The sequence below is a fragment of the Dongia sp. genome, assembly GCF_041905885.1.
Classification (GTDB): Bacteria; Pseudomonadota; Alphaproteobacteria; order Dongiales; family Dongiaceae; genus Dongia.
Genome location: NZ_JAYRKD010000003.1, coordinates 209,450 through 228,091, shown reverse-complemented (window position 1 = coordinate 228,091; position 18,642 = coordinate 209,450). Strand labels below are relative to the sequence as shown.

At 66.0% G+C, this 18,642-nt stretch carries 17 protein-coding genes; 12 read left to right on the top strand and 5 right to left on the bottom strand.

The genetic code is table 11. The features are described 5' to 3' along the window. Nucleotides 1–4: 4 nt before the first annotated feature. The 3 genes from ACH2CY_RS04430 to moaB all read left to right on the top strand — a co-directional run bounded on the left by ACH2CY_RS04430 (nucleotide 5) and on the right by moaB (nucleotide 3,324). Nucleotides 5–892: a uracil-DNA glycosylase family protein gene (locus tag ACH2CY_RS04430; RefSeq protein WP_395016363.1), complete on the top strand. Its 888-nt coding sequence runs from the start codon at nucleotides 5–7 to the stop codon at nucleotides 890–892. Nucleotides 893–1,197: 305 nt separating this feature from the next. Further along, on the top strand, nucleotides 1,198–2,742 hold the full coding sequence (locus ACH2CY_RS04425) for a lytic transglycosylase domain-containing protein (protein WP_395016362.1): 1,545 nt from the start codon (nucleotides 1,198–1,200) through the stop codon (nucleotides 2,740–2,742). 42 nt (nucleotides 2,743–2,784) lie between these two features. Continuing rightward, nucleotides 2,785–3,324 carry a molybdenum cofactor biosynthesis protein B gene (moaB, locus tag ACH2CY_RS04420; protein WP_395016360.1) on the top strand — a complete coding sequence of 180 codons (540 nt, stop codon included), beginning with the start codon at nucleotides 2,785–2,787 and terminating at the stop codon, nucleotides 3,322–3,324. Here moaB and ACH2CY_RS04415 read toward each other — a convergent pair. The 3 genes from ACH2CY_RS04415 to ACH2CY_RS04405 are packed head-to-tail and all read right to left on the bottom strand — an operon-like array spanning nucleotide 3,314 to nucleotide 7,061. Then, entirely contained in the window at nucleotides 3,314–4,105 is a 792-nt protein-coding gene (locus tag ACH2CY_RS04415; protein WP_395016358.1) for a class I SAM-dependent methyltransferase, read from the bottom strand. The two genes, moaB and ACH2CY_RS04415, sit on opposite strands and share 11 nt — an antisense overlap. After that, nucleotides 4,102–5,991, bottom strand: a complete 1,890-nt coding sequence (gene asnB, locus ACH2CY_RS04410; RefSeq protein WP_395016356.1) for an asparagine synthase (glutamine-hydrolyzing) — start codon at nucleotides 5,989–5,991, stop codon at nucleotides 4,102–4,104. The genes ACH2CY_RS04415 and asnB overlap by 4 nt, the downstream gene beginning before the upstream one ends. Further along, nucleotides 5,991–7,061 carry a glycosyltransferase family 2 protein gene (locus tag ACH2CY_RS04405; RefSeq protein ID WP_395016354.1) on the bottom strand — a complete coding sequence of 357 codons (1,071 nt, stop codon included), beginning with the start codon at nucleotides 7,059–7,061 and terminating at the stop codon, nucleotides 5,991–5,993. The genes asnB and ACH2CY_RS04405 overlap by 1 nt, the downstream gene beginning before the upstream one ends. 123 nt (nucleotides 7,062–7,184) lie before the next feature. Between ACH2CY_RS04405 and ACH2CY_RS04400 the strand changes: the two genes are divergently transcribed. The 7 genes from ACH2CY_RS04400 to ACH2CY_RS04370 all read left to right on the top strand — a co-directional run bounded on the left by ACH2CY_RS04400 (nucleotide 7,185) and on the right by ACH2CY_RS04370 (nucleotide 14,148). Then, a complete protein-coding gene (locus ACH2CY_RS04400) occupies nucleotides 7,185–8,771 on the top strand; it encodes a hypothetical protein (RefSeq protein ID WP_395016352.1) in 1,587 nt (528 codons plus the stop codon). Next, nucleotides 8,771–10,357, top strand: a complete 1,587-nt coding sequence (locus ACH2CY_RS04395; RefSeq protein WP_395016350.1) for a hypothetical protein — start codon at nucleotides 8,771–8,773, stop codon at nucleotides 10,355–10,357. Before ACH2CY_RS04400 ends, ACH2CY_RS04395 begins: the two co-directional genes overlap by 1 nt. A gap of 55 nt (nucleotides 10,358–10,412) precedes the next feature. Continuing rightward, nucleotides 10,413–11,549, top strand: a complete 1,137-nt coding sequence (locus ACH2CY_RS04390) for a PA0069 family radical SAM protein (RefSeq protein ID WP_395016348.1) — start codon at nucleotides 10,413–10,415, stop codon at nucleotides 11,547–11,549. A 49-nt stretch (nucleotides 11,550–11,598) separates the two neighbouring features. Continuing rightward, nucleotides 11,599–12,075, top strand: a complete 477-nt coding sequence (locus ACH2CY_RS04385) for a hypothetical protein (RefSeq protein WP_395016345.1) — start codon at nucleotides 11,599–11,601, stop codon at nucleotides 12,073–12,075. A 71-nt stretch (nucleotides 12,076–12,146) separates the two neighbouring features. Further along, nucleotides 12,147–12,719, top strand: coding sequence for a ribonuclease HII (locus ACH2CY_RS04380; protein ID WP_395016559.1), 573 nt, complete (start codon nucleotides 12,147–12,149; stop codon nucleotides 12,717–12,719). Between the two features lie 54 nt (nucleotides 12,720–12,773). Beyond that, nucleotides 12,774–13,886, top strand: coding sequence for a site-specific DNA-methyltransferase (locus ACH2CY_RS04375; RefSeq protein WP_395016342.1), 1,113 nt, complete (start codon nucleotides 12,774–12,776; stop codon nucleotides 13,884–13,886). A gap of 34 nt (nucleotides 13,887–13,920) precedes the next feature. Further along, the gene (locus ACH2CY_RS04370; protein ID WP_395016339.1) at nucleotides 13,921–14,148 is read left to right on the top strand and encodes a hypothetical protein; all 228 of its coding nucleotides are present in this window, start codon (nucleotides 13,921–13,923) and stop codon (nucleotides 14,146–14,148) included. Nucleotides 14,149–14,150: 2 nt separating this feature from the next. Here the strand turns inward: ACH2CY_RS04370 and ACH2CY_RS04365 are convergent, their stop codons facing one another. Then, nucleotides 14,151–14,987 (bottom strand): hypothetical protein, encoded by an 837-nt coding sequence (locus tag ACH2CY_RS04365; RefSeq protein WP_395016336.1) that lies wholly within the window; start codon nucleotides 14,985–14,987, stop codon nucleotides 14,151–14,153. 270 nt (nucleotides 14,988–15,257) lie between these two features. Between ACH2CY_RS04365 and ACH2CY_RS04360 the strand changes: the two genes are divergently transcribed. Further along, complete coding sequence (locus tag ACH2CY_RS04360) at nucleotides 15,258–17,672, top strand: mechanosensitive ion channel domain-containing protein (RefSeq protein ID WP_395016332.1); 2,415 nt, start codon at nucleotides 15,258–15,260, stop codon at nucleotides 17,670–17,672. 11 nt (nucleotides 17,673–17,683) lie between these two features. On the opposite strand, the gene ACH2CY_RS04355 is transcribed toward ACH2CY_RS04360, so the two are convergent. Beyond that, nucleotides 17,684–18,202 (bottom strand): PAS domain-containing protein, encoded by a 519-nt coding sequence (locus ACH2CY_RS04355; protein ID WP_395016329.1) that lies wholly within the window; start codon nucleotides 18,200–18,202, stop codon nucleotides 17,684–17,686. A 159-nt stretch (nucleotides 18,203–18,361) separates the two neighbouring features. Here ACH2CY_RS04355 and ACH2CY_RS04350 point away from each other — a divergent pair, with 159 nt between their 5' ends. Further along, the gene (locus tag ACH2CY_RS04350) at nucleotides 18,362–18,622 is read left to right on the top strand and encodes a hypothetical protein (RefSeq protein ID WP_395016326.1); all 261 of its coding nucleotides are present in this window, start codon (nucleotides 18,362–18,364) and stop codon (nucleotides 18,620–18,622) included. Nucleotides 18,623–18,642 lie beyond the last annotated feature (20 nt).

Here is an 18,642-nt window from a genome sequence, read left to right as displayed (position 1 = left end):
CCGCATGGGCGACCCGCTGACACTCCAAACCTCTGGCGAATCCCTCGCACTACTCAAGCTCTATATCGAGTGGGGTGCCGACGAAGCTATTGAATCGACGCCGCAAAGCCGCCTCGGCGCGACGGCGGCGCCGGCCGTACTGCTCCGCCCGCAGCCCGGCTTCAGCGAGGCGCCCCGCCCCGTCGTCTCAGAGAGGCCTGCCGCACCGCCGCCGCCGCCGGCGGCCGCCAAGCCGGGGTCGCCCCGGATCGATCTCCGCAAACTCGGGCCGATGGACCAGGCGGCGATCGAAAGCGCGCGGGATTCCGCCCGCAGCGCCGCCAGCCTGGAAGACCTGAAAGCCGCCCTCGCCCGTTACGACGGGGTTTCGTTGCGCAAGACGGCGACCAATCTGGTCTTTGCAGACGGAAACCCGAAAGCCGAGGTGATGCTGGTCGGCGAAGCGCCGGGCGCGGACGAAGACCGGCAGGGCCTGCCCTTCGTCGGGGTCTCCGGCCAACTGCTGGACCGGATGATGGCGGCGATCGGCTATGACCGCAGCACCTTCTATATAACGAATGTCTGCTTCTGGCGGCCGCCGGGCAACCGCAAGCCGACCGAGGCCGAATTGGCCGCGCAGCAGCCCTTCGTCCTCAGACATATAGAGTTGATCCGGCCGAAGGTGCTGGTCCTGGTCGGCGGCTCTTCGGCCCAGATGCTGCTCGGCACCACCGATGGCATCACCCGGCTCCGCGGCAAGTGGTTCGACTATCGATCGGATGGGCTCGACCAGCCGATCCCGGCCCTGCCGATCTTCCATCCGGCCTATCTGCTCCGGCAACCGGAGCTCAAACGCGAGGCTTGGCGCGATCTGCTGAAGCTTCGGGTCCGGCTCGACGCGCTCGGCGCCTGACGCTCGGGGCGGCCGGCTGCGCTGCCCGGAAATCGCCGCGACTCATCCTGAAATTAACCAAATTCGGCCCGTAGAAGGCCGTTTCTTAACACTTTTCCTGTGGATAAATCGGGCGAAAAATCGGTGGATCAATCAACATATGGTGGGTGCGGCATATCACGACGCCATATCTATTGATTGGACACGGCAAATTTTCTGGACATGCAAGACATCGTCGTCTAAAGCGGAACCCGAATTAGAAACCATTCGTTAAGAAAACGCAGACCTCTGGATGGGCCGGGGGCGACCTTTCAAGGGGGCATACCTTGAAGCTAGACCGTGCACAGCGCGGCGGACGCTTGGCTTTGGCGTCGACCGCGATGGTGGCGATGTTGCTCACGGCGAGCGTAGCCGTCGGGCGACCGGCCTGGGCGCAGGAAGCGACCGCGGCCCTGCCTGGCGACGATTTCAACACCCCCGGCGCCCGCTCTTCCCTGCCGGAGCCCCTGGAGCCGATCAACGCCGACCGCTACCGGCAGATTTTCAAGCTCCAAGCCTCGGGCGACTATCGTGACGCCGACAAGCTGATCTCGGAATTGACCGATCAGTCGCTGCTGGGCCACGTCCTGGCGGACCGTTATCTCTCGCGCGGCTACAAGAGCTCGGCGAAGGAACTCGCCGACTGGCTGAAGCAGTATGCCGCCCAGCCGGATGCGGAACAGATCTACCAGCTGGCCCTCCGCAAGGGCGCCGAAAGCCCGACCAAGCCGCAAGCCTCGATCACCCGGACCGGTTCCCCGGACGAGGCCTCGACCGCGGACAGCGGCTACTGGCAGTGGGGCCTGGAGAACTGGCGCTCGAAGAAGTTCACCGACGCCGCCACCAACTTCACCAAGGCGGCCGGGCTGAAGGACTCCTCCTCCTGGGACCGCGCCGCGGCCGCCTTCTGGGCGGCGCGCGCCTATTTGCGTGCCCAGCGTCCCGAGCAGGTCAGCCACTGGCTCAAGGAAGCCAGCAAGTATCCGCGCACCTTCTACGGCCAGCTCGCCCAGCGCGCGCTCGGCATCGACCCGGTCTACGACTGGGCAGTGCATGACCTCAGCATCTCCGATCGGTCCAAGCTGATGCGGTCGGGCGCTGGCAAGCGCGCGCTCTCGCTGATCCAGGTCGGCAAGATCGGCGCGGCCGAGAAGGAGCTGCTGGTGCTCAGCGGCGATTCCGACGGCGAGATGGACGATGCGCTGCTGGCCGTCTCGCAGGCCGCGGGCCTGCCTTCGCTCGCGGTCAAGATCGGCAACCGGCGCCTGCTGAAGGGCGAGGAGTTCATCGACGCGGCGATGTATCCGATTCCCGGTTGGGTGCCGGAAACCGGCTACGTCGTCGATCGCGCGCTGCTGTTCGCCGTAATGCGCCAGGAATCGGGGTTCAACCCGAATGCCACCAGCCAGGCCGGCGCGGTCGGCCTGATGCAGCTGATGCCGCAGACGGCGACGCTGACCAGCGGCGAGAAGAAGCCCAACCTGCGCGACCCTAAGGTCTCGATCAGCATCGGCCAGAAGTATATCGACAAGCTGCTGAAGATGGACACGGTCGGCAACAACCTGTTCATGCTGGCCGCGGCCTACAACGCCGGCCCCGGCAACCTGCAGAAGTGGAAGGCCTCCAGCCGGCATGTCGATGACGATCCGCTGTACTTCATCGAGAGCATTCCCTCACGGGAAACCCGGCTGTTCATCGAGCGCGTGATGGCCAACTACTGGATCTACCAGAACCGGCTGGGCCAATCGACCTCCACGCTCGACGCGGTGGCCTCCGGCGCCTCGCCGATCTATGATCGCCAGGATGAGAAGGTGACGGCCGCCTCCAACTAAGGGGTGCGTCACCGCTCTCGCGGCGGTTTGGATTCAAATACCATGGCGAAGATCGACGAGACGCGGCCGTTCAAGCCCGTCCATATCGCAGTGATGACGGTTTCCGATTCCAGGACCGAGGCGAATGATACCTCGGGCCAGGCTTTGGTCGATCTGATCGCGCGCGACGGCCACCTGCTCAAGGCCCGCACCATCGTGAAGGACGAGCAGGCGGCGATCGTCGCCCAGCTCAAGGCCTGGATCGCCGATCCGGAGATCGACGTGGTGATCTCCACCGGTGGCACCGGCGTCACCGGCCGCGACGTGACGCCGGAAGCTTTCGAGAGCGTGTTCGAGAAGAAGATCGACGGCTTCGGCGAGCTGTTCCGCTGGCTCTCCTATGAGAAGATCGGCACCTCGACGATCCAGTCGCGGGCCGTGGGCGGCGTCGCCAACGCCACCTATCTGTTCGCCCTGCCCGGCTCGCCCAGTGCCGCGCGCGACGGCTGGGAGCAGATCCTGAAGCTCCAGCTCGACAACCGGCTGCGCCCCTGCAACCTGGTCGAGCTGATGCCGCGACTGAACGAGCACCTCAGGAAATAGGCCTGACGCCGACCGCGCTCCAGGACATGTTGTTGACCGGCTCGACCCGGATCTCGGTGAGGCCGGCCTGCTTCATCAGCGCTTCCACCTCGTCGCGACGCCAGTAATTGGCGATCCGCGGCAGCATCTGGTCGAAGACGATGCTGCGCAGATGGCGGAAGGTGAAGCCGCGGATCAGGCGGAAATACTCCAGCCGGTTTAATCCCAGCCGCAGCAGCAGCCAGAGGATCGCGGTCAGCACGGTCGAGAGGAAATGCGTGACCCCGACCGGCAGGCGGGCGAACAGCAGCTTTCGCAGCGGATCGAACCAGCGCACGATCCACTCGTTGTTCTCGTAGCCATAGACCCAGATCATCACCCGGCCGCCGGGCTTCGCCGCCTTCACCATCTGCGCCAGGGCGCGCGCGGGCTCGGCGAGATGGTGGATGACGCCGATCGAGAAGGCGATGTCGAACGCGTCCTCGAAACCGATCTCATAGGCGCTCATCTTCTGGACTTCGACCGCGGGCCAGGCCGCCAGTGTCCGCCGTGCCGAGGCCAGCGAGCGATCGTCCACATCGATCGAGGCGCCGCCGGCGGCGCCATAGGTCATCGGCCAATGGCTGTTGCGGCCCATGCCGCAGCCGACGTCGAGGAAGCGCTTGCCCTTCCAGTCGGCCTCGGGGATGACCACGGTCCAGCGCCGGAACTGCTCCTCGTATTCGGGCCGCAGCTCCGAATACTCGTTCCACTCATAGCCGAAGCGGTCCGGCGAGCCGAGGCGATCGCTGCCGCCGCTCATGCCGCCCCCGCCGTGATGGTCGCGCCGCGCATCCGTTCCATGCCTGAAAGATGCTGCTCCAGGCTGAGCCCGCTCCACAGCGCCAGGCGATGGTCGGCCTCGCCCCCCGCATGCTCGCACCAGAGCCGGTTGAAGGCGCCGGGCTTGAAGCCGGCGATATCGCCGCGCGGCGCCGGCAGCTCGCGCAGCCAGCGCGAGATCGGCACGCCGAAGCCCTTCTTCGGGCGGTCGAGCACGGCATCCGGCACCACGCCGCGCAAGGCTTTTCGCAAGAGATACTTTCCCTTTCCGCCGGCGAACTTGAACCGCGCCGGCAGTCGCTCGCAAAACGCCACCAGATCGTTGTCGAGGAATGTAGCCCTGGTCTCGAGCCCGTTCATCATGGCGGCGCGATCGACCTTCATCAGGATATCATCCTGGAGATAGAAGTTGGTGTAGAAGGCGAGCGTCTTGTCGATGAGATTCGCGCTCTTCGTGCTCGCCCAGCAGGCCAGGGCCTCGCTGTAGACCTCTTCGATACTCGCGCTGTCGACGAGCAGATCGGCCATGTCCTTGGGCTCGACCGGTGCCAGCCAGACCGGATTCCAGAACGGCGGTGCATAGGAAAGGCCGCCGAGGAACCGCTTCAGCTTGAAGTCCAGGCTCATGTTCCGGCGCGAGATCGGCAGCAGGTCGGCCAGCCGCCGCAAGCCGCCGTGCAGCGCCCCCGGCATCAGGCTCGCGTAGAGCCGCGCCGGCAGCAAGGCCTTGAAGGGATCATAGCCGGCGAAGAGCTCGTCGCCGCCGTCACCGGACAGCGCCACCGTCACCCGGGCGCGCGCGAAACGCGACACCATGTAGGTCGGCAGGATCGAGGCATCGCCTAGCGGCTCGTCGAGCCGGCCGAGCACCGGGCCCATCAGATCCTTCGCCGTCTCCAGGTCGAGCACCTGCTCGTGATGCCGGGTGCCGTAATGCGCCGCGGCGCGCCGGGAATGCTCCGATTCATCGAAGGACGGATCGCTGAATCCGATCGCGAAGGTGTCGATCGAATCCGCCGGACGACAGGCCGCGGCGGCGGCGACGCTGGCGGTGGAATCGACGCCGCCGCTCAGGAACAGACCGAGCGGCACGTCGCTGATCAGCCGCCGCTGCACCGACTGGAAGAACAGATGCTTGAGCTCCTCGGCCAGGCGCGGCTCGTCCGCGGCGGAGAGGCTCTCGTCCGGATCGAGCGTGAAGCGCCAATAGCGGTGGATGTCGAGAGCGCGCGTGGCGAGATCATAGGTCGCGGCATGGCCGGCCGGGAGCTTGCAGCATTCGGCATAGATCGTGTTCGGCGCCGGGGTGAAGCCATGCGCCAGGAATTTCTGCAGGCCGAGGCGATCGATCGAGAAGCGGAGATCGGCATGCGCGGCCAGTCCGGTCACCTCGCTGGCGAAGGCGAAGACCCCGTTCTGCTGCGTGTAATAGAGCGGTTTCTCGCCGAAGCGGTCGCGGGCCAGGAAGATCCGGCCGCGCACGGCATCATAGGCGGCGAAGGCGAACATGCCGTTGAGCTTGCCGGGCAAGGCCTCGCCCCATTCCTCATAGCCATGCACGATGACTTCGGTGTCGGAATGATCGCTCTTGAAGCGGTGCCCGGCGGCTTCCAGCTCGGCGCGGAGTTCGCGGTGGTTGTAGATCTCGCCGTTGTAGACGACCGCGACCTTGCCGTCCTCGTTGAAGAAGGGCTGGTGCCCGCCGGCGAGGTCGAGGATCGAGAGCCGACGATGGCCTAGGAAGACCGCACGGTCGGGATCGTGATGGAAGCCGTCGCCGTCCGGGCCGCGATGCGCCAGCGCCGTGGTCATCCGGATCAGGTCGCCGCGATCGCCGCGGCCGGCAAACCCGGCGAGCCCGCACACTATTGCTTCGCCCGCGCCACGGATTTTTCCGCCATGGGCCGATCGGTCGGCTCGAAGTTCAGGCGCTCGCGGACCACGTAGGAGGTCTTGCCCTGGGATTCGAAATAGGTCCGCATCAGGATCTCCGACAGCAGCCCCATCAGGATGCACATGAAGCCGGTGACGAAGGTCATCACCGCGAGCAGCGGCAGCGGCGTCTGGATCAGCGAGAGCCCCTCGAAGAACTTCAGATAGAGCGCCCAGATCACCGCCAGCCCGGAGACCGCCAGGCACAGCATGCCGAAGCCGCCGAACACGTAGATCGGCTTCATGAACTGCCGGTCGAGGAACTTCACGACAATGAGGTCGAGGATGATCTTGGCGACCCGCTCCAGCCCGTAATTGGACTTGCCGTGCGAACGCGGATGGTGGCGCACGGGAATCTCGGTGACCCGCGCCCCCATCCAGGAGGCATAGACCGGAATGAGCCGATGCATCTCGCCGTAGAGGCGCACACCGTCGAGCACGTCCAGGCGATAGGCCTTCAGGGTGCAGCCGTAGTCGTGCAGATGCACCCGCGAGACCAGGGAGATGATCTTGTTGGCGATGCGGCTCGGCAGGTTGCGGCGGATCGCGGCGTCCTTGCGGTCCTTGCGCCAGCCGGAGACCACGTCATAGCCCTCATCGATCTTGGCCAGCAGCGCCGGGATGTCGGCCGGATCGTTCTGCAGATCGGCATCGATTGGGATGATGACGTCGCCCGACGCATGGTCGATGCCGCACATCATCGCCGCGGTCTGGCCGGAATTGCGCTTCAGCTCGATAACCTTGATCTCCTTGCGCGCTGCCGCGGCCGCGCGCAGGACCGATCCGGTCTTATCCTTGCTGCCGTCGTTGACCAGGATGATCTCGAACGGCACGCCCAGCCCATCGAGCACGGCCAGCAGCCGCTCGCACAGCACCGGGACATTCTTCTCTTCGTTATAGGCCGGAACCACCACCGAGAGCATGCGATAGGCCGGCGCTGTCGCGCGCGCCGTTTCGCGCTCGGCCAGTTCCAGAGTCACCGCCTGCCCTCCGCCGTCCCGCATGCGTCTTCCTTCGCGCGCCCCCACCCGGTTTGCTTATGCATATACATGGTTAAGAAATATGCCATAATGAAGTGGCTCAACCCAGGCCTAGAAACCAACCGCCAAACCCGGACTTTGACCCGCATGTCGTCCGACTGCCCGTTGCGTCCCTGGGAAACGGTGGTCCTGTATCTGGCGCTGGCGGTGGCGGCACTCTTTCCGGTCTTCGCCGTGGCCTTCCCGCCCCTGGCCGACCTCCCCAATCACCTGGCCCGCGCCCATATCATGGCCAACCTGGCGGCCGATCCGGCGCTGCAGCCGCATTACGCCATCGAGTGGCAACTGCTCTCCTTCCAGGTCAGCGACCTGATCCTGCCGGCGCTGGTCGAATGGGTCGGCATCGAAGCCGCCGCCCGGATCTTCATCCTCGCCACCTTCGCGGCCTTGCTGGGCGGCGTCCTCGCCCTGCACAAGGTGCTGTTCGGCCGGGTCGGGGTCTGGCCGGCCTTGGCCTTTCTGCTGATCTACAACTTCATGTTCGGCTGGGGCCTGCTCAGCTATCTCTTCTCCACGGGTCTGGCGCTATTGCTGCTCGCCGGGTGGATCCACACCGCGCCACGTGAAGGCCTGCCGCGATCGGCGGGCTTCGCGATCGCAACGGTGCTGCTGTTCTTCTTTCACTTCCTCGCGCTCGCCGTCTTCGCCCTGACCGTGCTCGCCTTCGAGCTCTGGCGCTGGCGGCACGATCGCCATCATCTGGTGCGCCGGATGCTTCTCTCCGGCGCGGTCTTCGTCATGCCTGCGGCGCTGTTCCTGCTGGCGCCGCGCGCCACCATCCCGATGCTCAACTACTACGGCGACGGCGCCGACAAGGTCCGCGCCATCCTCGCGCCGTTCAACCTGTATTTCGGCTGGCAGGACCTGCTGCTGGAATTCCTGGCCTTGCTGCTGGCGGCGATCGGAATCTGGAAACGGCTGTTTCCGGTCGCCCCGGCCTTGCGCGGACCGCTGATCGCGGTCGGCGGCGCGGCGCTGCTGATGCCGAACCAGCTGATGAGCGTCTGGGGCTCCGACTTCCGGCTGCCGACGGTCTTCCTGCTGCTGCTGATCGCCGCGACCGACCTGCCCTCCAAGAAGCGCGCGCCGGCCGCGATCTTCGTGGCTGCGGTCGTCGCGCTGCTGCTGGTCCGGGTCGGCACCGTGACCGCGGATTGGCGGCGGCTGGATGACGACATCACCGAGCTGCGCGCCGCGCTGACGGTCATCGACCGCGGCAGCAAGGTCGCGGTGGTGCAGTCGATCCGCGATGACCGCAACCCGCCGGCGCCGAGCCTCTATCCCTACCGCCATCTCGGCGCCTTCGCGGTGATCGATCGCGATGTCTTCCTGCCGCAGCTGTTCAGCGCCGCCACCCCGCTTCGTTTCATCAGCCCGGGTGACCGCTGGACCACCGATCAGCTGGCGGTGATCCGGGATCCCAAATGGCATCCCAGCGATCCCGCCTTCGCCGCGGACGTCCGCTCGCAATTGCAGGCCCGGGTGGTCACCCAGGCGATCCAGCAATTCGAGCTCGCCACCAGCACCGTCGACTGGACCGACTGGCCGGAGCGCTTCGACTTTCTGGTCGCCTTCGACTACGGGCATCCCGTGAATCCCGTGCCGGCCTTGCTGACCGAGCTCAAGCGCGGCAGCTTCTTCTCCATCTACCGCATCCACGCCCCGGCGCCGTGATGGTGATCCCGGTCCGGCCGCCCACGCTGCTTGCGATCTATGCGCTGGTGCTGGCCGGAGCACTGCTGCCGGTGCTGCTCAGCGGCGTGCCGCCGCTCGCCGATCTGCCGAACCATCTGGCCCGCGCGCATATCATCGACCGGCTTTCTTCCAGCCCGGACCTGCAGAAATACTATGCCGTCGAATGGCGGCTGCTCTCCTTCCAGTCGACCGACTTCATCCTGCCGGCGCTGGCCAGGGTCGTCGGCCTCGCCGCCGCCGCCAAGGTCTTCGTGGCGGCGACCATGCTGCTCCTGCTGGCGGGCACCGCGGCTTTGCACCGGGCGCTCTATGGCCAGGTCGGGCTCTGGCCCGCGGTCTCGGCTTTGTTCCTGTTCAACTTCCTGCTGGCCTGGGGCTTCGTCGCCTTTCTCTCCGCGGCCGGCCTGGCCTTGCTGCTGTTCGCGGCCTGGGTCCAGACCTCGGACAAAGCCGGCGCAGTCCGTATGCTCCTGTTTGCGATCGCGACCGTCCTCCTGCTGCTCTGCCATCTCTTCGCCTTCGCCTGCTATGCCGTGCTGGTCGGCGGCTACGAGATCGGGCTTGCCGCACGCAGCGGCGCGCCGCTCCGCCGGCGTATCCTCCGGCTCGCCTCCGGGGCCGCGAGTTTCGTTCCGGCCATCGTCCTCGCCGCGCTTTCCATCGACACCTCGGTGCGCACGATCCTGCAATTCGGCGGCATCGCCGATCTCGCACGCGGCTTCGTATCGCCGACCATCATGTATCTCGACTGGGCCGACCTGGTCGTCACCTATGCGGTCGCGCTGGTGCTCTGGCTGCTCTATCGGCGCCAGGCGCTCAGCTTCGATCGGCGGATGCTGGTGCCGCTCGCGATCCTCTTCCTCCTCGCTCTGGTGATGCCCGTCTCGATGGCAAGTGTCTGGGGCGCCAACCTGCGCATTCCCTGCCTGCTCGCCTTCCTGCTGGTCGCCTCCTCCGATCTTCGGCTCCCGCAACGCGCCGGGCAGCTGCTGGCCGCCGGCCTGGTCCTCCTGCTGGCGACCCGCGCGGTCGCGCTCTCGGTCACCTGGTCGGGCTATGAACGCGATGTCGCCGAATTTCGCGCCGCGGACCAGCAGATCGCGCGCGGCAGCCGCGTGCTCGCCACCGCCTTCCCGGTCGATTACCAGCAGCGCCGCGATCCCGCGATCTTCCCGCTGGTGCATCTCGCGGCCTTCTCCGTGATCGATCGCGACGCCTTCCTGCCCTCGCTGTTCACGTTCGCGACGCCGTTGCGCTTCACCGCCGACAGGCGTGACCCCACGGCTTTCGCCTTCCAGTCCATGGAGCCGATCATCTGGCAGCCACGCAATCCGGCTTTCGCCCCGGCCGACGCGACCACGCGGCAGGCGGTCGCGGACCTGGCCGAGAGCAATCGCCTGAATGACTCCTACTTGAGCGTGGTCGACTGGGCCCATTGGCCGGAGGATTTCCACTATCTGGTCGTGTTCGACTTCGACACCGCGACGAACCCCGTGCCCGCCCTGCTGACCGAAGTCGCCCGGGGCCGGATCTTCACGCTCTACCGGATCCACCCGCCCCAGTGACGGCACTTGCGCTGAGGCTTGATCCGGCTGGCGCATTGTGTTCTATATTTGTTCTATGTCACAAGCACCCAAGACCAGGCCCGTCGCCGCGCCCGAACCCGAGGAGATCCCCGACCTGCCGCAGAAAGGTCGCGGCGCGGTCAGCAACCGGCCCGGCCGCTACGAGCCGGGGGACCGGCCGCGCGAGAGCGACGGCTGGGACTGGCAGGACGAGGAAGACCTGCCGAAGCTCCGCACCACGGTCGCGGTCGACAAGACCAAGTCGATCATCGCCCGCAACCAGTCGCCGGACATCGCCTTCGACCAGTCGATCAACGCCTATCGCGGCTGCGAGCATGGCTGCATCTATTGCTTCGCCCGGCCGACCCACGCCTATCTGGGCCATTCGCCGGGCCTCGATTTCGAGAGCCGGCTCTATGTGAAGCCGGAAGCGGCGAAGCTGCTCGACGCCGAGCTCAGGAAGCCCGGTTACAAGCCGAAGGTGATCGCGATGGGGACCAACACCGATCCCTATCAGCCGATCGAGCGGCGCTACAAGATCACGCGCCAGGTGCTGGAGGTCCTGAACCGCTTCAACCACCCGGCCGGCATCACCACCAAATCCGCCAATGTGCTGCGCGACGTCGACATCCTGGCCGACATGGCCAAGCGCAATCTGGTGAAGGTCTTCATCTCGGTCACCACCCTCGACCGCGATCTCGCCCGGACCATGGAGCCGCGCGCCTCGACGCCGGAATTGCGGCTGAAGGCGATCGCCGGATTGCACGAGGCCGGCATCCCGGTCGGCGTCTCGGTGGCGCCGATCATCCCGGCGCTGACCGACATGGAGATCGAGAGCATCATCGAACGCGCGGCCGAGGCCGGCGCCGACAGCGCCAACTTCACCCTGCTCCGCCTGCCGCTCGAGATCAAAGACCTGTTCATCGAATGGCTGGAGGCGCATGCGCCCTTGAAGACCAAGCATGTGATGGACCTGGTCCAGGACATCCATGGCGGCCGGACCTACAACGCCGAGTTCGGCGAACGCATGACCGGCTCGGGGCCTTACGCCGACCTGATCCGGCAAAGGGTCCAGGCTGCGGCCAAGCGGTTCATGCTGGAGCCGCGCTACCGCTTCAACGTCGATTGCAGCCAGTTCAGGGTCCCGCGCGCCGACTCTCCGCAAGGCGACCTTTTCGCTCTTTCGGAGTAATCCCTCCCGCCGTTTGACACGACTCCGGGCGCCCGCCAGGATCGCGCTCATGTGGATCCGTACCAGCATGGCGCTCGGCGCCCTATTCCTCGTTGCGGTTTCGGCCGAGGCCGTGGCGGGCGATCCCGTGGCGCTGGCCCAGGGCTTCAAGGACGAAGAGGCCTGCAACCAACCTTATGCCGAGACCCTGGATGCCAAGGCCTTCATCAGCTGCCTCAACAAGCTGGAAAAGGCCTACAAGGGCGACAAAGCCCAGAAGCAGAGCTACATCGTCGGCCTCGGCTTCAACGGCTGGTCGCTGGCCAATATCATTGCCGCGACCGCGGACAACAGCCTGTTTCCGGACATCCCGAGCCGCGCCAAGGCCAGCAAGGAGCGCAAGGTCGCGCTCCAGCTGTTCGACGTCTTCCGCAAGGCCCAGAAGGACCAGAAGATCAAGGACGAGGACCTCGCCGAGCTGGCGGAAGCCAAGGTAGAGGAACTGAAGCCTGTGCTCGACTACTACGACGCGCTGCCGAAGAAGTAGCGCAGGACTGGGGGACGGAATCCGTGCCGAACTGGAAGCACGAGATCGAAGCGGGGATCAAGAACGGCGTCATGGTCTGCGGCGTCGATGAGGTCGGCCGCGGCCCCCTGGCCGGCCCGGTGGTGGCCTGCGCGGTCTGCCTGCCGGTGGACATGCCGCGCAAGATCACCCGGCGGCTGAAGGACTCAAAGCAGATCGACCGCGAGGAACGGGAAGAGGTCGCCCTGATCCTGCGCGAGACCGTCGCCTTCGGGGTCGGCATGGCCGATGTCGAGGAGATCGACAGGATCAATATCCTGCGCGCTTCGCATCTGGCGATGCTCCGGGCCTATGAAGGCCTGCCGAGTCGACCCGGCTACGCCCTGGTCGACGGCAACCAGCCGCCCAATCTCCCCTGCCCGATCACCTGCATCATCGGTGGCGACGGCATCTCGCTTTCGATCGCCGCGGCCTCGATCATCGCCAAGGTCGAGCGGGACAAGATCATGCGGGAGCTCGCCGTCGCTCACCCCGTATATGGGTGGGAGACGAATGTCGGCTACTCGACCCGCGACCACCTGACGGCCCTGAAAGAGCATGGCGCCACCCCCCATCACCGCCGATCGTTTCGCCCGGTTTATGAGCTTCAGCTTCCACTAGACTGACTCTAAAGCATTTTTTTATTGACTTGCCGAGTCGCTCGAATCACCATCGGGCGCATGACGAAGAAGAACGGCGCGGCCGCCCAGGCCAAATCCTCGGAGAAGATCCGGCTCGACACGATCATCGAGGGCGATTGCGTGGCGGCGATGAACGCGCTCCCGGCCGGGTCCGTGGACATGATCTTCGCCGACCCGCCCTACAACCTGCAGCTCCAGGGCGACCTGCACCGGCCGAACAATTCCAAGGTCGATGCCGTCGATGACGCCTGGGACAAGTTCGACGACCTCGGCACTTATGACCGCTTCACCCATGAATGGCTCTCGGCCGCCCGCCGGGTCCTGAAGGACGACGGCACGATCTGGGTGATCGGCTCCTATCACAACATCTTCCGGGTCGGTTCCAAGCTCCAGGACCTCGGCTTCTGGGTCTTGAATGACGTGATCTGGCGCAAGACCAACCCGATGCCGAATTTCCGCGGCCGCAGGTTTACCAACGCCCACGAGACGATGCTCTGGTGCTCCAAATCGAAGGACAGCCAGAACACCTTCAATTACGAGGCGATGAAGACCCTGAACGACGACCTGCAGATGCGGTCCGACTGGCTGATCCCGATCTGCTCGGGATCCGAACGAATCAAGGGCGACGATGGCAAAAAGGGCCACCCCACGCAAAAACCCGAGGCCTTGCTGCATCGGGTGATCGTGGCGGCCACCAAGCCAGGGGACGTCGTCCTTGACCCCTTCTTCGGCAGCGGCACCACGGGTGCGGTGGCCAAGCGGCTGGGCCGTCACTGGATCGGCCTGGAGCGCGACAAGGGCTACATCAAGCTCGCCCTCGCCCGCATCGCCAAGGTCGTGCCGGCCGAGACCGACATGGTGACCATCCAGGCCAAGCGCGAGGAACCGCGGATCCCGTTCGGCTGGCTGGTCGAGCGCGGGCTGCTGCAGCCAGGCGCGGTGCTGGAAAGCTTCAACCGCCGCTGGAGCGCCAAGGTCCGCGCCGACGGCACGCTGATCTCGGCCGAGCATAAGGGCTCGATCCACCAGGTCGGCGCCGCGGTCCAGGGCGCGCCCGCCTGCAACGGCTGGCAGTTCTGGTGTGTGCCGAAGGACGGCGTGCTGGTGCCGATCGACCATTACCGCCAGCTGCTGCGCGCCGAATTGCACTGAGTTCGTAGATCATTTGGCACTGAGGGGGATGACTGTGCCGAAGCCCACCAAAGAGACACTGACCACCACTGCTGCGCCTGAAGCCTTGCCGGCCCTGCCGGCGAAGCGCGCCCGCCGCCGGACGACCCGGGCGTCGCATTCCTGGCGCTTCCGCCGGCCGCCCTCGCGCAAGCGCGTTGAAGTCGCGACCGCCCGCGGCCTGCCCGAAGCAGCGCAACCGCCGGCGCCGGACCTGCTGCCGATCAACGACAGCTGCAACTGAGCTCAGCGCCCGGGCGGCCGCAGCCGTGCGGGGATCTTCGACCAGGCGGTGAGAGCGATCTGGTGGTTGACCTCTTCCAGGCGACCCTGCGCATCCGCAACTCCACCTCGCTGCACGCCGGAAGCCCGCTCTACCGAGGTCATGATCGAAGCGATCGTGCGCTTCGCCCGGTCGACCTGACCGGAGACAGCCATCGCACCAATCCGAGTGCGAACGCGCGAAAGCCTATCTGCAATCGCCACCAGTGGCGCGCTGTCCGCCTCCGCCGCGACTTCCGGATGGCTCCGGGCCAGTATTCGCAGCACATTCGCGAAACCACGGATCGCATCGGCGGCGTGGTTGATGGCTCCTACCCTTTGGGCGATCTCGTCGGATGGAAGGTCGGTTACGGCACCGAAGATCACCTCAACAATGATGAGCGCCGGGCTGTCGGTGTCAGCAACCGCATCAATCTTGTAGAGGGCACTGAGCGCGCGCTTGCCGGACATCAGCGCGAGATCCCAATCATGATAGTCATCGTTGGCGTCGCGCAGTTCGGCTTCGGGCGGCGCCAGCATCGCGCCGCTCCAAGGTGCCGCACGAAGCTGCTCGCAATGTGCCAAGTGCAGTTGATCGACGGCAATCCTGAGAGCGGCGCGGGCGCGGGTGTGCTCCCGTTCAAGCATTTTGACCTTTGCAGCTGCCCGATCCGGCAAGAGCTTGCCCCAGAGGCCGGCGCCGCCTTCGCGCAATTCCTCAGACCGCCGCTTTCCCTTCGCGGCGAAAAGTAGGCGATCCAGCTCATCGACCTGATCGGCGCGCCGCAAGGCGCGCGCCTGCAACTGCTGAATCGTCTGCACTGCAACCCCGACTGGTCCCCGGCACCACCCTTTCAGCGCGCCGATGCTTCGTCAAGCCGGCTGGGCTGATGCGCATTAAGCCTTTGAAATCTCTTGGACGCGGAGGCCCGCCGGAACTTCGGCTGGACACGATCGGTTTATCCACGCGAACCCGGCGTTGCCGGTCCCCGATGGGTTCAGTAGCATCGAGGCTTCTGAGAATCGGCGCTCGGACCCGGCGCCGCCTCGCTCCCGACAACTGTTCTGTTTCGCATGGCGGCCTCTCACTCTTTGAAAGCTCCGCGGCTTGGCCGCATCCTCGCAGCCCTGGTGCTGGTCGGGCTCTGCTGGCTGCTCCCGGTTTTGCAAGCCGCGGCGCAGACCATCCCCGGCGTCACGCCCCCCGTGGCGTCGAAGCAGACGACGGCCGATCTCGAGAACCTGATCAAGACCCTCGACGACCCGAAGGCGCGCGACGTGCTGAAGAAGCAGCTCCAACTCATGCTCCAGGCGCAGCGCGGCAGCCAGGACGAAGGACAGGTTGTCGAGGAACGCGGGCTCGGCGCGAGGCTGCTGGCCACGATCTCGCACCAGGTCGAGTCAGTCAGCAACACGCTGGTCAACCTGGTCGAGGCGATCGCCGACATGCCGCAGCGAGCGCGTGAGGCGGCCTACCTGCTGGCGGACCCGCAACGCCGCGCCTATTGGATGGACGTCGTCATCGACCTGGTCGGCGTGCTGGCGACCGCCTTCATCGCCGCCTGGGGGGCGCGGCGGCTGCTGATCGGCGTGCATGGTCGTTTGGCCCGTCAGCATCCGGAGCGCTGGCTGACCAGGCTCTTGTTCCTGCCGCTGATCTTCCTGCTCGAGGTGCTGCCCACCCTCGCCTTCGCCGTCGCGAGCTCGGTCGCGGCACCGGTGTTCCAGCCCAATCCGGATGCGACCCGGATCATCTCCGCCATCGTCATCGCCCAGCTGGCGACCATGCTGACCGCGGTCATCAGCTCGAGCCTGCTGGCGGCCCGCGCGCCGGGCCTGCGCTTGTTCCGCATGAGCGACGAGTCTGCCGTCTATGCCCAAGTCTGGGTGCGTCGGCTCTCGGTCGTCGCCTTCTACGGCTATGCGATCACCCAGCTGGCCGAGGTGATCGGCGTCGATCCGGCCCTGCGCGAGGTGATCGCCAGGCTCTGGGGACTGCTGCTGGCGGCGATGTCGCTGATCGTGGTGCTGCAGAACCGCGCCGCGGTCGCACGGCGCATCGCCGGCGGCCCGCTCACTGACCCTGTGAACCCGGCGCCGACCGACGAGCCAATGGCGACGCCCCTGCCGGACGCGGAACAGGCGAGCGGCACGACCCAGCGCTTCAAGCTGTTCCGCCGCCAGCTGGCGAAGTTCTGGCATATCCTGGCGATCGCCTACATCGTCGCCAACTACCTGGTCTGGAGCTTCCAGATCGCGGGCGGCTTCGCCTTCCTGCTGCGCGCCACGGTGCTGACCGCCATCCTCTTCGTGGTGGTGCGGCTGGCCGACCGGGCTCTGCGCCAGGTGTTCGACCGCAGCTTCGCCTTGCCCGAGGACGTGAAGCGCCTGCTGCCCGGCCTCGAGGTCCGCGCCAACCGGTATCTCCCAGTGCTGAAGAAGACCGTGCTGGTGGCGCTCTACGTGGTCGGCGCCTTCGCGCTGCTGCAGGTCTGGGGTCTCGACATGATCGGCTGGCTGTCGACCGGATCGGGGCGGCCGGCGATGGCGGCGGCTTTCAAGATCGTGATCATCATCCTGCTGGCCGGCCTGCTCTCCGAGCTGGTCAATATGGCGATCGAGCATTACCTGCGCGACACCGACGCGCAGGGCCGCCGCATCTATCACAGCGGCCGGATGCGCACCCTGCTGCCGCTGCTCCGCAACGCCTTCCGCATCACCTTGGGCGTCCTGGTGCTGATGGTGGTCCTGTCCGAGATCGGGCTCGACATCGCGCCGCTGCTGGCCGCCGCCGGCGTGGTCGGCCTTGCGGTCGGCTTCGGCGCGCAGACCCTGGTCAAGGACATCATCACCGGCGTCTTCATCCTCTTGGAGGACACGATTGCGGTCGGCGACGTGGTCGATCTCGGCGGCCATGCCGGCGTGGTCGAGGGCATGACCATCCGCACCATCCGCCTGCGCGACGGCGCCGGCGCGGTGCACACGGTGCCGTTCGGCGCGGTCACCATCGTGCAGAACATGACCAAGGACTTCTCCTACGCCACCTTCGACATCAAGGTCGATTACCGCGAGGATCCCGACAAGGTGATCGCGATGCTGAAGCAGGTCGGCGGCGAGATCGAGAAGGAGCCGCAGTTCCGCTACGGCCTGCTGGGCACGACCGAGATCATCGGCCTCGATACCCTGGGCGACAACGGCTACATCATCAAGGCCCGCATCAAGACCCGCGCCATGAGCCAGTGGGACGTGATGCGCGCCTTCAACCTGCGCCTCAAACGCGCCTTCGACGAGGAAGGCATGCTGTTCCCTGGCGTGATGGCCGCGATGCCGCCGCGCACCGCCGCCAAGGTGATCTACGAGCACGCACCGCCGCCGCCCGTGGCGAAGGCTGTCGAGAGCGAGGCGCCCAAGACCAAGGACCAAGCCGCCGCCGAGCCGACGGAATCGCCGGACCAGCCGGTCGCCCCCGCCAATCCGGCGGGCAGGACGATCGTGCCGCCGCGCTGACGCGGCGCGGATTAGCTCTCGGAGGCGTCCGGGCGTCGCGCCGCCACGTCCTCGAAGGGGATGCTGTCGTCGGCCATCGCCCGGGTGAAGCCGGAATAATCCTCGATCGCGAGGCATTGCTGGACTTGCTCGCCGACGCGCAAGGGGAACATGCCCACCCGCACCTCGAGCGTGTAGCCGGCGCGGGTCGGCCAGCTGTAGGTGCAGAAAACCGGCGCCGCGGTTTCGAAGACCCGGGTATAGGCATCGAGCAGGATGCGGTTGGCATTGTTGGTATCGTTGCCGAGGAACTCGTCGACATAGCGACCGGTGAGGTTGAAGCCGTTCCAGCGGTCGACCTCGGTGCCGGTCAGGATGTAGCGCACCCGAAACGGATCGCGCTCATAGGCGACGATGTAGAGAAAGGGGAGCAGCGGCTTGATGTCAGCGGGGTCGATGTCGCTGCGCTGCGGCGCGAGACCGCCGGCGCAGCTGCTCCAATAGCGGTGGAGCGCTTCGATGCTGCCCTTGGAGCTGTCCCAGCTTGACATCCGGCAAGCATGGTCTGTCATCCCGAAGCTGTCGAGCGGCATTCGCGCTCGATGCATCGGTTAACATCTGGTTTCGATATCGCCGAGACCGAACAAATATTTGCTGTAACCTCTGCCCTTGCCGCTGCGTACCGCCCCTGAGAGAGCAGGGGCATCGACATGTCGATCGGGAGCGCCAACTATCCGCAGCCCGTTCAGGTGAACGGTTTCACCTGTCGCAACTGCACCGACGTCGACAATGCGAAGAAGCATATCGACCCGGCGCACCCGAGATCGGGCCCCTACGGCATCTATGCCGACACCGACCCGAGCAACCCGAAGAGCTTCATCCAGTTCGGCGGCAGCCTGTCCGGCACCGAAGCCGCAACCGCCAGGACCACGGCACGGTCGACCGGGCAGGTCCTCGACATCCAGGTTTGAGCGCGCGCACCCGCGTCGAG

Bases quoted from the DNA above. Each gene is read 5' to 3' on its own strand.
- ACH2CY_RS04350 (WP_395016326.1), top strand. From the start codon at position 18,362: ATGTCGATCGGGAGCGCCAACTATCCGCAGCCCGTTCAGGTGAACGGT.
- ACH2CY_RS04400 (WP_395016352.1), top strand. From the start codon at position 7,185: ATGTCGTCCGACTGCCCGTTGCGTCCCTGGGAAACGGTGGTCCTGTAT.
- ACH2CY_RS04355 (WP_395016329.1), bottom strand. From the start codon at position 18,202: ATGTCAAGCTGGGACAGCTCCAAGGGCAGCATCGAAGCGCTCCACCGC.
- ACH2CY_RS04380 (WP_395016559.1), top strand. From the start codon at position 12,147: ATGGTCTGCGGCGTCGATGAGGTCGGCCGCGGCCCCCTGGCCGGCCCG.
- ACH2CY_RS04430 (WP_395016363.1), top strand. From the start codon at position 5: ATGGGCGACCCGCTGACACTCCAAACCTCTGGCGAATCCCTCGCACTA.
- moaB (WP_395016360.1), top strand. From the start codon at position 2,785: ATGGCGAAGATCGACGAGACGCGGCCGTTCAAGCCCGTCCATATCGCA.
- ACH2CY_RS04375 (WP_395016342.1), top strand. From the start codon at position 12,774: ATGACGAAGAAGAACGGCGCGGCCGCCCAGGCCAAATCCTCGGAGAAG.
- ACH2CY_RS04415 (WP_395016358.1), bottom strand. From the start codon at position 4,105: ATGAGCGGCGGCAGCGATCGCCTCGGCTCGCCGGACCGCTTCGGCTAT.
- ACH2CY_RS04385 (WP_395016345.1), top strand. From the start codon at position 11,599: ATGTGGATCCGTACCAGCATGGCGCTCGGCGCCCTATTCCTCGTTGCG.
- ACH2CY_RS04390 (WP_395016348.1), top strand. From the start codon at position 10,413: ATGTCACAAGCACCCAAGACCAGGCCCGTCGCCGCGCCCGAACCCGAG.
- ACH2CY_RS04395 (WP_395016350.1), top strand. From the start codon at position 8,771: ATGGTGATCCCGGTCCGGCCGCCCACGCTGCTTGCGATCTATGCGCTG.
- ACH2CY_RS04405 (WP_395016354.1), bottom strand. From the start codon at position 7,061: ATGCGGGACGGCGGAGGGCAGGCGGTGACTCTGGAACTGGCCGAGCGC.